Below are 13820 nucleotides of genomic sequence, written 5' to 3' on the forward strand. Positions count from 1 at the left end.
ACGTCGCCGCCACGCTTCGCGCGGAGATCCTGCCGATGCAGGCGCTCGATATGGCCGCATGGGGCGCCGGCGGTGATCTCACCGGGCTGACGCATCATTCGGATCATGGGTCGAACTATATGGCGATGGTCTATACCGACCGCATCGTCGAGCTCGGTGCCGTCCCCTCAACGGGAACGGTTGGCGACAGCTACGACAATGCCCTCGCCGAGGCGATCAACAACCTCTACAAGACCGAACTGATCCGCCAGCAAGGGCCCTGGCGGACCGTCGAACAGGTCGAGCTCGCGACTCTCGAATGGGTGTGGTGGTGGAACAACTCCCGCCTCCACGGCGAGCTCGACATGCGCACCCCACTCGAGGTTGAACAGGCGTACTACGCTGACCTCGAATCAGCCAATCCGGCACCCGCCAGACAAGGCTCCCGATAGGAACGAAAGTCAGGCCGATTCACTTCAACGCTCGGCTGGCGGCTGTCAAGGACGCATGGTCCGTTTTTCCGCTCGGTAGCACGGAGGTGAGCGCGCAGTTGCGCTCAGTCATGCAGGCGGCTGCAGGGGGTGGTGTGGGCGATGAAGCGTTCGACGCCGCCTTCCAGCAGGTGGCACAGTCGTGCCTGTCGGCTGGCTCTTCGATTATCGAGTTTGGGCCCGGTGGCTGATAGGCAAGTTGACCTTGCTACTGACCTGCCGGCGGCGCCAAACGTCGTCACGCCTGGCGCATTTGACGAGTAATCGAGCAGGGCGACGGTGCTCTCTGGACTCAGCGAGCACCGTCATGACAACGTTGCCTGGCCATCGCTCGGCCGTGTTGAGGAACTGCCACTTCGACTGCAAGGCCGTGTATTTCACAACCGAGATACTGGCTCAAATTCTGTACTATCGGTCTCTCCGGCACGAGCGAAAGTGCGTGGGATGTCTACGCTCGGGTGCCGGCCGGGGCAACTGGATAAGGTCATCCAGGAATGTCCGCAGCTCCCGCACGAATCCTGGGCGGATTGAATGTCATGCACAGGCGCAGAGCCGCCGTCGCATACTCGTACCTGTGGATAACGTTGATAGGACTGGGAGTGGAGCCGCGCCCCTATGCGTCTTCTTCTCGCCATCGACTCGCGGACTTCGATGTCGCGAGGTGCTGTCGCCGTAGCGGCAGCACCGAACGACTCTTGAGCGGCGCCGCGTATATGGAGGTCACTCGCTGGAGCTGCCTTCGCCACGGCACGGCTGTCCGGATAGAGCCAACCGGTCAGGGCTTTTCCACTCGCCTGACGTCCCCACTAGTGTTGCCGAGAACGGCAGGAGCCCACGTGACCGAGACCCTCAATCTGCCCCAGACTGTGTCTGCGGCACGCGCCGACGAGTTCGCCTCAGCAGTCAATAGCGGCGCTAGCAAGCTCTACGTACCCTCCAAGGTCAGCTTCAAGGGCACGGTTGCCGCATCATTGGCGACACAAGCCGTCATCACCTGGGGCACGAAGCCAGCAGCGGCGGCGCTACAGACGAACCTCGATGTCGATGCGCCTAGAGTCTCGGAAGCGCTTGAACGAAACGCGCCCCTCCTCGCAGCGATTCACCTTGCTCCAACCGTCATTGATGCTGCCGGCAATGACATCACTGACCAGGCTCGAACGCTCGCGGAAACCGCGACCGCCTCCTCCTCTGACCTTCCCCAACTGGGTACAGGCGTGAGCGTTGGCACCAATCGCACTGTCATGGCCGTCGACCACATCCCAGACTTTGAGAAGCCGCACGGGCTCTACCCTCACCCTGCTCTTGACGAATTCGCGCGCCCTTTCTACGCGGGTTCCGACCGTATGGACGTGTCCAAGCTGCGTGGCAGAGCGCCCCTCGGGCACCGAGCCCTCGGGGTGGGCCCACTGAACCCGGAAGGCTTCGGGGACAAGTACTCCGCGACAGGGCGAGCTCTCGGCATGCTGTTGTTCGAGCTCGTCCAGAACACAGATCTTCATGCTCGTCGGACCGCGCGGGGGCACACCCTCCCGAAGTCAGTTCGACTCGTGCAGCTGCGCGGATACTCACAGACCCGGGCCACGATGTCGCAGACCAGTGACCGCAACGATCTGTCGAACTACTACCAGCGCGCCCCGTCCGTCGGTGATGATGACCAGCTTCGTTTCTTGACCGTCTCAGTCCTCGATTCCGGACCGGGGCTCGCGCGCACGCTCCTTGCTCGTGAGAACGAGTTCAGTCCCACCCCGGACAAGGAGTTGGAGTACTTCCTTCGCGCTCTTCGCATGACTTCTCGTGGCCGCACTCGAGAACCCATGCGCGGCATGGGTCTTCGGCGTGTGCAACGATTCCTCAGCGCGCTCGGCGGTTACGCGCGTATCCGCAGCGGCCGATTCGAGGTCTACCGGGACTTCACCCGGTTCCCATACTTGGAAGGCGCTGACGACGAGAGGTTCTGGTACGGGGGTCTTCAGCGACCTTCAGAAAGTCCCATGCTTGCCGGCACCAGCTTCACTCTCGTCATCCCGCTTCCGCCATTGGCGTCCACAGACACCTTGTGGGAGGTAGCCGGGGATGACTGACGCCTCAAGGATGCAGGTCATCCAGGACACCTACATCTTCAGTGCCAGGGTTACACCCAGCAACATGCCCGGCCGCACCGTGACAGTCGCCTTCTTCGCGACCGACAAGCGCGCTGGCAGCGATGTCGGCAGCCAGCTACGGGACTTCTTCGCCCGCAACGCTCTGAGCTCTGAGCTGTGGCTGGTGGGGCCTGCGTACGTAGCCGAAGAACTGCGGCGTATCCGCGATTCCGCCTCGCTCACGGAGCGCCTCGAGCACGCCGCGAAGCTTGACGCAGTGCGGGTAGTCGTCTTTGATCACGAAGGCGTGTGGGCTGAGCTCGATACCGACGCTGACAAGATCGTGGATACCAAGACCGCTCAGCAGGTCCGCGACGAGGGACTCAAAGTCATGTTCTGCGAAGGCAGTGGCCTCATGCAGGCGCACGCTGGCCTGCACTACGCTAAGCCAAGCGGCGGACACACCCAAAGCTTCCTGCGGGCAGGCCCCGTCTTGGCCCGCAGCCCCCTCACCTACTTTGCTGCTGCTGCGCTGCTGCCGTGGGCCTCGCAACGGGAGTACAGCCGCGTTTGGGTAGACACCAACGCCATTGCCGGCGTCGGGTTCGCGCTTTCCGCTCTCCAATCCGCCTTCAGCGGTGTACCGACCGTCACGTCCGTTGATAGCTTCGGCGGACACGTTCGGCTTGCAAAGAATCCGCCGAATCCTGTGGATCAACCACTCATCATTATTTCGGCGAGCACATCTGGCGGCCTAGCCGTGCGTATCAGTGAACGCTATGGCGTGCCTTTGGATGACATCGCCACCCTCTTCTTCGTTGGAGCATCGCCGATGGGCACGGTTCTGTGCGACCTTACTCGAACCTCAGCCGATGATGCCGACGAGTACAAGATCGATCCGATCCCAACCTGGTCCGCGGACTCGTGCGAGTTGTGCGAGGAAGGACTGATCACAGTAAGCCTCGAAGGTGAGGACTTCGTCCCCGAAGCAACCCGGGCCACCACCCGGATGCTCAAAGCCGAGTACGGCAGCCAGCAACTCAGCGATTTCATGTACGACTTTGTCGGGCGTGGCGCCATCCGGGTCGGAACGTCCCACGGTTCCTCCCCGGGAGAATCGCGTAGCGTGGATGTGCGCCTCGCGGACGCCCTCCAAGACTCAGAAAGCGCGATCCGAGCGCGCGTTGTCCGCGAGCTTAAGCTGGCGCTTCCAGGGCACATTCGTTGGATCGTGACGCTGAGCGATCCAGACTCCAACGCCGTCGCGGAGATCGCCAAAGAGTTGTGCGATCTCGCGGGCCTGGACGCGACTATCGTTGGCGCAACGGAACTGGACGAGAAGGCGGAGCTTAGTGGCGGACACGCCTTCGTCGTCGCCGGCACAGTCGCCAGCGGTCGGTCACTGTTGAATATCAGCCGCCAATTGAGGTACCTCCACGAGGACCACATCCACTACTTCATCGTGTGCGCTCGGCCGCGCGGGTCGGCGAGCTGGAAGTCATTCAAGAGCGATCTGCAGTACGGTGAACGACCCGGCTATTATCCGCTACGCAGCATCTGGACCGTCGACAACGAACCGGATCGACGCGACCAGAACTCGTGGGCCTTGGAGCTCGAGTTGCTTCGCCGTGCGGACGCGTGTCTGCGTCGCCAACCGTCGAACGGTAAGCGGGCACCGGAGCTCACTTCCTTGGAGGCGCGAATGAGCGAGTTGACGCGCACCTCCGAGGATGACTCGGCGCCGCTGACGCTTTTCCCCGCGCCCGGCTACGGCGTTACGGGCGACGAATTACAGCTCAATCCCAACTTCGCCTTCTGGAAGTTCCAGTTCAAGGACCTCGACCGATTCGCTGATGGGAGAAACCCCAGCCAAGCGGAGGTGTTCTTCACAATGTCGGCCGTGCTCCACGCCTTCCGATACTCAAAGGAGGGGCGCTACGCGCTCTTCGGGATACCCGGACACGGGTACGTGCTCGACCCCATGAACTTTGGCCGATTCAACGACCCAATCATCCAAGCGTCGATCCTCCGCGCGGCCCGCGGGATGGAACTCGATTACTCCTCGCACGAAGAGACCAGCGCGATCATGACGGATCAGATCGTCGATATCCTCGCCGCTCGCGATGACCTCGGTAAAGGCGGCGCGGCGACCGAGTTCGCCCTCGCCATCGCTAGAGGAGTCACGGATCCGACGTCACCAGGGGCACTCCGGCTCGCACCTGCCGACCTCGCCCGCATACTCGCTTTCATCGAGGAGGTTGACCATGCAACGTCGCCGCTCTTGGCCGCTCTACTCCAGTACACCAAACTCAGCGCCGATGGTGAAGGTTTTTCGACCCGGCGTCTGTAGACCGTTTGGGGAACACGACACCACCTCGCCGGCTGTCGGCGGTGCTGCCAGGACTCACCGTCAATCGCGGGTCGAGGTCTTCGCGACGAACTCTCGCAGGCACGTCACCACAGTCCTGGCCGACGCCGACGAGCATCGTGAGCCAACGAGGTTGCAAGTCCGTCGCGTACTCGGCCTCCCTGGACGAGATATGCGTCATGCCAAGAACCTCCCCGCGGAGCCGGAACCACAGGCGAGGTGCAAGGAACACGCCTTCTGCGTCTGGGTCCGAGATCGGCGTGATTCCGCGGATGGCGTGGGCTGCACGGGAAACTCTAGGGCGCGCAGCGGGAAAGTCGGCGTAGCGCGAGTGGAAACGACGCAATTGGGGGTGGCTGAAACTCATGCTAGGTGGCGTGTAGATCGAGAATCCTAAACACACCACAACCACATGGGATGTCGCAGGACAACGTGAACGGCTGAACACCCGGATTTCGGGAGTTCAGCCGTTTTGCGGTTGCTTTGCGCGCCTCCTCGGTGGAAGGCGCGAGCGCGCACATGAGGGGTCTGCGCGTCATGTTCTGACAGCGTGCCACGCACATTCCTCTTCGAGCGGATGTCGCGGGCTGAGCCCGGTTACTGATCCTCCCCCGCGCCCTCGCCGACGCTCTCGGACACATGTGATGGCATGAGCCGCTCGAGCGCCCAGCCGATGTGCTGCTCGATCGCGCGCACAGCGGCGTCCGGATCTCCGCTGGCGAGGACGTCTCGAAGGGCGGTGTGCTTGTCGGCTGCCGTGCCCTGGAAGTAATCGGTGTCGGTGCGCGCGTGCAGGAACACGGATACCTGACTCCGCACGAGATGCCAGGTGCGATTGAGACGCTCGTGCCCGGCGGCTTCGTAGACCAGGTCGTGGAAATCAAGATCGAGGGCGACGGATTCGGCGAAGTGCTCGCGCTCTGTCGTCTCACGCATCTGCTCGATCACCGCGTCCATGGCGTCCAGGATCTCCGGCGTCATCCGCGTCGCCGCGCGTTGCATGGCGAGTCGCTCGATGGCGAGTCTCAGCGAGTAGACCTCTTCGATGTCGGTGGCAGTCATCGTGATGACCCTTGCGCCTCGATGCCGACGGATCTCGAGCAGACCCTCGCCCGCGAGAATCGAGATCGCCTCGCGGATCGGTCCACGGCTCACCTGCATGCCGTTCGCGATCTCCACCTCCTTGAGGCGCTCACCCGGGCCGATCGCTCCGCGGGTGATCATCTCGCGGAGTCTGTCGGCCGCCAGAGCAGCGAGAGCAGGAGTACTGGCGGCGATCGGCGCATCGAGATCCATGCGCGTTCCTCTCCTCGGTGTCCGCGGTGGCACCACGGCTGTTCGGTACCGCCCGAGAGTACACCAGCTGAGGTTCGATTGCTTATTGTTTGTTGTTGACAATCTTGGATCTGCCCTGACAGACTGCTCAGGCAGGCGGCCGCATCGGCGGAGCAACCGCCAGGGATGTCCCATCGCTGGCATGTACGTCGGCGTGCGCGAGGAGGCGCAGCAAATGGTCGAGATGACACGGAGACAGTTCTTCGGTGCCGCAGCGGCGCTATCGGCCGCGGGGATGCTGAGCGCATGCAGCTCGCCATTCGACGACACCACGGCCAGCGGGGGACGCACGCTCGAGTTCGTGACCTTCTACACCGGCCCGGACGGCGCGATCATGCAGGGCATCATCGACAAGTACAACGCGCAGTCCTCCGAAGCGCAGATCCGGATGTCGGCCCCCGCGTACGGCGGCGACTACTTGACCAAGCTCGTCACCGCATCCATCGCCGGGAATCCGCCGGCGATCATGGCGCTGCACAGCTACGAGGTCCCGCCGCTGCGCCGGTTCCTGCACACGATGGACCTCGACCGCATGGGGCTCTCGCGCAACGACTTCCTTCCAGGAACCCTGGAACTCGGTGCGCACGAGGGCAAGCAGCTCGGCGTGACCATGAGCACGGGCCCGCAAGCCATGGTCTACAACCGACGCATGTTCGAGCGGGCCGGGCTCAACCCGGACCGGCCACCGACGGATGCCGCTTCGTTCGTGGCTGCAGGCAAGGCCATCAAGGAGACGGGGCCGTGGGGGTTCATCCGAGAGCCCGCGTCCTGGAGCCCGTGGTTGAGCATGAACTGGCAGAACGGCGGCGAACTCGTCGACGGCGACCGTGCCCTGTTCAACTCGAAGGAGATGATCGAGGCCGTCGAGATGGAACGCCGCTGGATCCACGAGGACAAGATCTCCCCCACGCAGCTGCTCGACGGCGTGCAGATGGGCCAGCAACTCTACGACGAGAAGGTCGGAATGATCTTCATCGGACCGTGGGGCCTCCAGTCCGTCATCGATGTCAACGCCCAGCAGGGCCTGGACCTCGCCGTCGCCCCGATGCCCGCGTTCTTCGATGCCGCGCCCGCCGTGGCCGCGACCTCGCACGTGTACTGCATACCGAAGCAGGCGCGCAATGACGACTGGATCCGCACGGAGTCGGAGAAGTTCATCTCCTGGCTGATCCGCGAGGGCAGCTCGACCTGGGGCCGGGCGCAGGCGCCGGCGTATATCGGCGCGAAGGAGGACATGCTGGCCAGTGAGGATCCCGTCGTCACCGCCATGCAGACCTTCGTGGACGAATCACCCCGCGCACGCTTCGTGCCCTATGCGCCGAGATGGAACCTCGCCTTCAGCTACGCCACCAACGCCACGCAGTCCGCGATCTACCGCAATCAGGACCCCACCGCGCTGCTCAATGCAGCGGCTAAGCAGGCCACGGCCGCGATTCAAGGAGCTCGACGATGACCTCCGCACGTACGCACACCGTAGAGGAGTCCACGGACACTCGATCGGCCACCGTCCCCGGATCCGCTGACCGGTCGCACAGAAGACGTCTGCACCGGGAGCAGACCAGGCGCCAGCGCACGAAGATCGGGCTGCTCTTCGCTGCTCCGTTCCTGGCGCTCTTCCTGTTCCTCTGGGGCGCACCCATCATCAGCGGATTCTGGCTCAGCCTCACGGACACGAACGTCGCCGAGGGCACCGGGGGGTTCGTGGGTCTCTCGAACTACGCCAGCCTGCTCACCGATCCTGACTTCCTGTCGGCCCTCGGCAACACCGCCCTGTTCGTCGTGCTGAACGTGCCGGTCCTCGTGGCAGCCGGTCTTCTGCTCGCCCTGATGCTGAATCAGAACCTCGGCGGGCGCGCCGGAATCCGCGCGGCGTTCATCTCTCCGTACCTGCTGACGGGAGCGGCCGTCGCCATCATCTGGCAGACCGTCCTGAATCCTCTCGGCGGAAACCTGAACCAGATCCTCAGCTCCATGGGGATGCCGGAGCAGGCCTGGTTGAGCAACCCGGGTGAGGCCATGGGCGCTGTTGTGCTCATCACCCTCTGGTGGCGAGTCGGCTTTCCGCTGCTCGTGCTGCTCGCCGCGCTGCAGGACATTCCTGCGCAGCTGTACGAGTCGGCCAGGCTCGACGGTGCGAACGTGTTCCAACGGTTCCGCTATGTGACTCTCCCGGCGATCGCACCGGTGCTGATGCTCGTGATCCTGCTGCGCCTGATCGATTCGTTCAAGGTCTTCGAGCAGGTCTACCTGGTCACCGCCGGCGGGCCGGCAGGCTCCACCCGTGTCGTCCTGCAGATGCTCTACGAATCCGGCTTCCGCGATTTCCAGACCGGCTATGCCGCCGCGATCGGGTGGGCGCTCGCGCTGATCATCCTCGTGGTCACCGCCGTCCAACTCATCATGACGCGAAGGGGAGCACAATCATGACCGCCGTCCTCTCGAACTCGGAGTCCACGGTGTCCGCCGATGCCGGCACCACCCGCCCCGCTCGTACCAAAGGCGCGAGCAGGTCGAGCACCCGCGGGCCGCGCGAACGTCGATCCCGGCGCGTCGCGACGCTGATCGCCACGATCTTCGCCATCGGCTGGACGCTTCCGCTGCTGTGGGTCATCATCGGCTCGTTCAACGGGGCGCGCGCGACGACAGGCGCGGGGTTCCTGCCGACCGAACCGACCCTCGGCAACTGGACGCAGCTCGTCCAGCCCGACGGCCGCGCGGTGAACATCTTCGTCGCCTTCGCGAACAGCAGCATCGTCGCGATCGTCTCGACGGTGCTCGCGCTCATCGTGTGCTCGATGGTCGCCTACGCCCTCGCCCGACTTCCGTTCCGATTCAGCACGGCGCTGACCACGGTCATCCTGCTCACCATGCTGATCCCCGCCGAGGTCGTGCTCGTCCCGCTCTTCCAGCAGTTCGCGGCGCTGGGCATCCTGAACACGTACGGCGCGCTCATCCTCCCGCATGTGGTGTCGCTGTTCGGGGTCGTGCTGCTGCGGCAGTTCATCATGAACCTGCCGATCGAGCTCACGGATGCGGCGAAGGTCGATGGTGCGAACGCGTGGCAGAACTACCGCTACATCGTGCTGCCACTCATCCGCCCCGGCCTCGCCACCCTCGGCATCCTCGTCTTCCTGGCGGCATGGAACGACTTCCTCTGGCCGCTGATCGCGACCAGTTCGCCATCGATGCAGACCCTCCCCCTGGCGCTGATCACGTTCCGTTCGGCGTACGGTGACGTCGACTACGGGGTCGTGATGGCCTCGACCGTCCTCGCCATCGCCCCACCGCTTCTCGTCTTCCTCTTCGCCCAACGCTTCATCGTCGAGGGCATCAGCAACACCGGCTTGAAAGGCTAGTCATGACAGATCTCAAACGACCCACCCACGCGGGCCACAACGTCGAGCACCCGGGGGCTGCGGCATCCAACCCGGACGCGAAGCACATCTCCTCGGCGAGCATCGCCGTCGATGCGAGTGCACCGAGCAGGGCGATCACGCCGATCTGGGCGAGCGTCGGATACGACGAGATCAACTGGACCTACCGTCCGACCGGAAAGAAGCTGCTCCGCGGGATCCGCGAGTTCTCCGCCCAGCCCTTCCACGTGCGACCGCACTACATGTTCTGCAGCGGCAGCGGATTCGGTCTGCCGCACTGGGGCAGCGGAAACGTCTACCACGAGGATGCCGACGGAAACCCGTTCTACGACTTCACGATCCTCGACCAGACGTACGACGCCATCGTCGGCGCAGGGCACCACGTGCTCGTCGAGCTGGGCTTCACGCCGAAGGATCTGGTGCCTGACAAGGCCTATGACGTCTTCACCGCGAACTCCAGCCCGACCGTGTACAGCAGCTACGAAGACGGTCTCTGGTCGTTCCCGCCCAAGGACTACGGCAAGTGGTCGGGCCTGTGCGCTGCGGTCGCCGAGCATGTGCTCGAGCGCTACGGCGCCGAAGAGGTGTCGACGTGGGTGTGGGAGCTGTGGAACGAGCCCGATATCTTCTACTGGCGCGGTACGCCTCAGCAGTACTACGACCTGTACACCGTCACGGTCGACGCTGTCCGCGGAGTGCTGCCGAAGGCGCGCATCGGCGGTCCCTCGGTCACCGGCGGCGACAACGGCGCGAGCTTCCTGCGCGGATTTCTGGAGCATTGCGACCGCACCGATACGCCGCTGGACTACGTGTCCTTCCACACGAAGGGCTCGTTCTTCACCCCGTGGCGCACCTACGGTCCCACGGGTGGTGAGGCACCGGAGCGGGAGTCGCCGACGACCATGAAGATGCTCTTCGAGATCGACCGGCTGCTCGCCGTCATGGAGGAGTTCCCGCGGTACGCGGCGCTGCCGGCGATCATCGACGAGTGCGACGCCGGCGTGCCCGCGCACCACGGCGCCTACGACAACTCCAACTTCCGCTTCCAGAACACGGAGTACTACCCGGTCTTCCAGGCCAAGCTGATGAAGAAGCTGCTCGATCTGAGCGAGAGCCGCCAGGACAACATCGAACAAGCGACCACGTGGTCTTTCTACTTCGAAGGGGAGCGCTACTTCGAGGGGACTCGCGCCTGGTTGACGGCCGGCGGCGTCGAGAAGCCGTTCCTGAACGCCTACCGCCTGTTCGGCAAGCTCGGCGGGGAGCGCCTCGCGGTGACCTCCGACGCCGCCTGGCCGATCGATGATCTGTCCGGGATGCCGTTCGGCATGCCCGAGGAGGTCGACGCGCTCGCGACCCGTTCAGACGACGGCACCATCGCGGTGCTGGTCTGGCGCCACGCGGATGATCAGTACAGCACTGATTCCGCCGAGACCGCCGTGCGGCTGTCGCTCACAGGACTCGCCGCGTCTGGCTACACGGTCGCCGAGTACCGCATCGATGCCGATCACTCCAACGCCCACACGGTGTGGACGGCTCTGGGGTCCCCGCAGGATCCGACTGAGGAAGAACTCGCCCGCATCACCGCCCGCCAGGGCCTCGAGACGGTCGGTGACGCACGCCGGATCGACACCGTCGACGGCGCGCTCAACCTCGAGGCGAGCCTGCCGCTTCCGTCGGTGTCCCTCTTCGTCCTGGAGACGCGATGACGCTCGATCCTCGCCCCGCCGGCGGCACCGCAGCGCGCCGGTCACGGCTGTTCATCGACGGCGAATGGCGTGACGCCGCCGACGAGAGCACCATCGAGTTGATCGATCCGGCTACCGGCGCACTGATCGGCTCGGTGGCGCGCGCCACCGAAGGCGATGTCGATGACGCTCTCGCCGCCGCAGCGCGGGGTTTCGCCCACTGGCGGACGTCGGCACCCCAGCGGCGGGCCGATGTGCTGTCGCAGGCGGCTCGTCTGCTGCGGGAACGAACCGAGAGCATCGCCGCGTCGATCACGGCGGAGCAGGGCAAGACGCTGACAGAGGCGCGAGCCGAGGTCGGGCAGTCCGCGGACTATTTCGACTGGTACGCCTCCGAGGCCATCCGTGACGTCGGCCGAAGCGTCGCCGCAGGGCCGGGGCAGATCGCGCAGGTCGGGCGTCGTCCGATCGGCCCGGTCGCCGCGTTCTCGGCATGGAATTTCCCGGCATCCCTTCCGGCGCGCAAGATCGCCCCGGCGATTGCCGCCGGATGCAGCATCGTCGTCAAACCGGCGGAGGAGGCACCCAGCGCGGCGGCAGCACTCGTCGTCGCGCTGCGGGATGCGGGGCTTCCCGCGGACGTGGTCTCGCTCGTCACGGGCGATGCATCCGCCATCGCCCGTCGGCTCATCGGGTCGCCCATCATCCGCAAGATCACGCTGACCGGCTCGATTCCGGTCGGGCGCGAACTGGTGCGTCTGTCGGCCGAGAACCTCCAGCCGCTGAGTCTCGAGCTGGGCGGGCACGCGCCGGTCATCGTGCTCCCGCAGAGCGATGTCGTCGCTGCGGCGAAGGCCTTGGCCGCAGCCAAGTTCCGCAACGCGGGTCAGGTCTGCATCTCGCCCACTCGCTTCTTCGTGCACAGGGATCAGGCCGAACTGTTCGCACAGACGTTCGCGGAGGTCGCTTCCTCGTTGCGCGTCGGCCCCGGCACGGACCCCGGGGTCGATGTGGGTCCTCTCGCGAACAGTCGCAGGCGGGACGCGATCGAGGTGCTCGTGGACGATCTGCGTGACGGCGGGGCCCGTTTCCTCTCCGGCGGCAAGCGGCCAGACGGGCTGGGCGGCTGGTTCTACGAGCCGACCGTGGTCACGGATGTCGGCGCCGATGCGCGGATCCTCCGTGAGGAGCCGTTCGGGCCGATCGCACCGATCCTTCCCTACGATCGCATCGACGAGGCGGTCGATCGCGCCAACGACGTCGAGCAGGGGCTCGCCGCCTACGTGTTCGGGGCCGATCCGGAGCAGCTCGACGCGGTGGCGGCACGGCTCGATGCGGGGATGATCGGGCTCAACACCACCGCGCTTGCCGCCCCCTCGGCGCCGTTCGGGGGAACCAAGGGCTCGGGCTACGGCAGAGAGGGCGGTACCGAGGGCCTCGACGAGTACACGTTCGTGAGCTACCGGATGAGTCCATCCGACCAAGGGGCTGCCGCGTGAGCCGCGGTCGCGTCCTCATCACGACGGCCTACCTGTTCCCTGACGGGGAGGTCGACCGGATGCTCCGCGACGCCGGGTTCGAAACGACCTTCTCCAAGTACCAGGACCGTGTGCGCACCGGTGCCGAACTCACGGATGCCGTCGCCGACGTAGATGCGATCATCGCCGGGACGGATGCATTCACCGCCGAGGTGATCGAATCCGCACCGCGGCTCCGGATCTTCGGCCGCTGCGGTGTCGGCTACGACAACATCGATGTGGCCTCGGCGACCGCCAACGGAGTCGCAGTGACGTTCACGCCGGGGGCGAATCGGGTATCCGTGGCCGAGCTGGTGCTCGGTCAGATGATCAATGCGGCGCGCATGCTCCCTCAGAACATCGCCGCGGTGCGTGCCGGCGGCTGGCAGCAGCGCAGTGGGCGAGAACTGGCGGGATCAACCCTCGGCATCATCGGCCTCGGCTCGATCGGAAAGACAGTGGCGACCACGGCCATTGCTCTCGGCATGACCGTCGTCGCCTACGACCCCTTCTTCGATGAGGCCTTCATTGCGATGACGGGCGTGCGTCCGGTCAGCCTCGAAGAGCTGCTGACGGCGTCGGATTTCGTGAGCCTGCACATCTTCCTCGATTCGTCGACGCGCGATCTCATCGACCGCAGGGCACTCGCTCTGATGAAGCCGGGGTCGTTCCTCATCAACACCGCGCGGGGTGAGGTCGTCGATGAGGAGGCGCTCGCGGATGCGATCGAGAGCGGTCACCTCGGCGGTGCAGCACTCGACGTGGTTCGACAGGAGCCGTTGCCGGCGGACAGCCGGCTGCGCGGCTTCGACAACGTGATCGTGACCGCCCATATCGGAGCGGCCACCGTGGAAGCACGGTCGCGATCGAGCCTGATGGCGGCGAAGCAGGTGATCGCACTGCTGGACGGCGATCCCGCACCGGAACACCTCGTCAACCCGGACTACCTGGCCGCGGCCGGGGCGCTCCCCGACCGGAAGGCCTGAC

The 13820-nt window shown here is 64.9% G+C and carries 10 protein-coding genes; 9 read left to right on the plus strand and 1 reads right to left on the minus strand.

Annotation, left to right across the window (positions count from 1 at the left end):
- The 3 genes from ACWAT3_RS03320 to ACWAT3_RS03330 all read left to right on the plus strand — a co-directional run.
- Nucleotides 1–431, plus strand: a 431-nt coding sequence (locus ACWAT3_RS03320; protein ID WP_460795884.1) for a transposase, incomplete at its 5' end; no start/stop codon positions are given.
- Nucleotides 432–1306: 875 nt separating this feature from the next.
- Nucleotides 1307–2551 (plus strand): hypothetical protein, encoded by a 1245-nt coding sequence (locus ACWAT3_RS03325; protein WP_460795885.1) that lies wholly within the window; start codon nucleotides 1307–1309, stop codon nucleotides 2549–2551.
- On the plus strand, nucleotides 2544–4901 hold the full coding sequence (locus tag ACWAT3_RS03330) for a hypothetical protein (protein WP_460795887.1): 2358 nt from the start codon (nucleotides 2544–2546) through the stop codon (nucleotides 4899–4901). Before ACWAT3_RS03325 ends, ACWAT3_RS03330 begins: the two co-directional genes overlap by 8 nt.
- 615 nt (nucleotides 4902–5516) lie before the next feature.
- On the opposite strand, the gene ACWAT3_RS03335 is transcribed toward ACWAT3_RS03330, so the two are convergent.
- Nucleotides 5517–6215, minus strand: coding sequence for a GntR family transcriptional regulator (locus ACWAT3_RS03335; RefSeq protein WP_460795889.1), 699 nt, complete (start codon nucleotides 6213–6215; stop codon nucleotides 5517–5519).
- Nucleotides 6216–6429: 214 nt separating this feature from the next.
- On the opposite strand from ACWAT3_RS03335, the gene ACWAT3_RS03340 reads away from it, so the two are divergent.
- Genes ACWAT3_RS03340 through ACWAT3_RS03365 form a run of 6 tightly spaced genes read left to right on the plus strand, consistent with a single transcriptional unit; the run spans nucleotide 6430 to nucleotide 13819 of the window.
- Nucleotides 6430–7707 (plus strand): extracellular solute-binding protein, encoded by a 1278-nt coding sequence (locus ACWAT3_RS03340; RefSeq protein WP_460795891.1) that lies wholly within the window; start codon nucleotides 6430–6432, stop codon nucleotides 7705–7707.
- On the plus strand, nucleotides 7704–8681 hold the full coding sequence (locus ACWAT3_RS03345) for a carbohydrate ABC transporter permease (protein WP_460795893.1): 978 nt from the start codon (nucleotides 7704–7706) through the stop codon (nucleotides 8679–8681). The genes ACWAT3_RS03340 and ACWAT3_RS03345 overlap by 4 nt, the downstream gene beginning before the upstream one ends.
- Entirely contained in the window at nucleotides 8678–9610 is a 933-nt protein-coding gene (locus ACWAT3_RS03350; RefSeq protein WP_460795895.1) for a carbohydrate ABC transporter permease, read from the plus strand. Before ACWAT3_RS03345 ends, ACWAT3_RS03350 begins: the two co-directional genes overlap by 4 nt.
- Nucleotides 9611–9612: 2 nt before the next feature.
- Nucleotides 9613–11337, plus strand: coding sequence for a GH39 family glycosyl hydrolase (locus ACWAT3_RS03355; RefSeq protein ID WP_460795896.1), 1725 nt, complete (start codon nucleotides 9613–9615; stop codon nucleotides 11335–11337).
- Complete coding sequence (locus ACWAT3_RS03360; protein ID WP_460795898.1) at nucleotides 11334–12815, plus strand: aldehyde dehydrogenase family protein; 1482 nt, start codon at nucleotides 11334–11336, stop codon at nucleotides 12813–12815. Before ACWAT3_RS03355 ends, ACWAT3_RS03360 begins: the two co-directional genes overlap by 4 nt.
- Nucleotides 12812–13819: a phosphoglycerate dehydrogenase gene (locus tag ACWAT3_RS03365; protein WP_460795900.1), complete on the plus strand. Its 1008-nt coding sequence runs from the start codon at nucleotides 12812–12814 to the stop codon at nucleotides 13817–13819. The genes ACWAT3_RS03360 and ACWAT3_RS03365 overlap by 4 nt, the downstream gene beginning before the upstream one ends.
- The last annotated feature ends 1 nt before the right edge of the window (nucleotide 13820 follow it).

The sequence above is a fragment of the Microbacterium sp. GXF0217 genome (genome assembly GCF_054798195.1).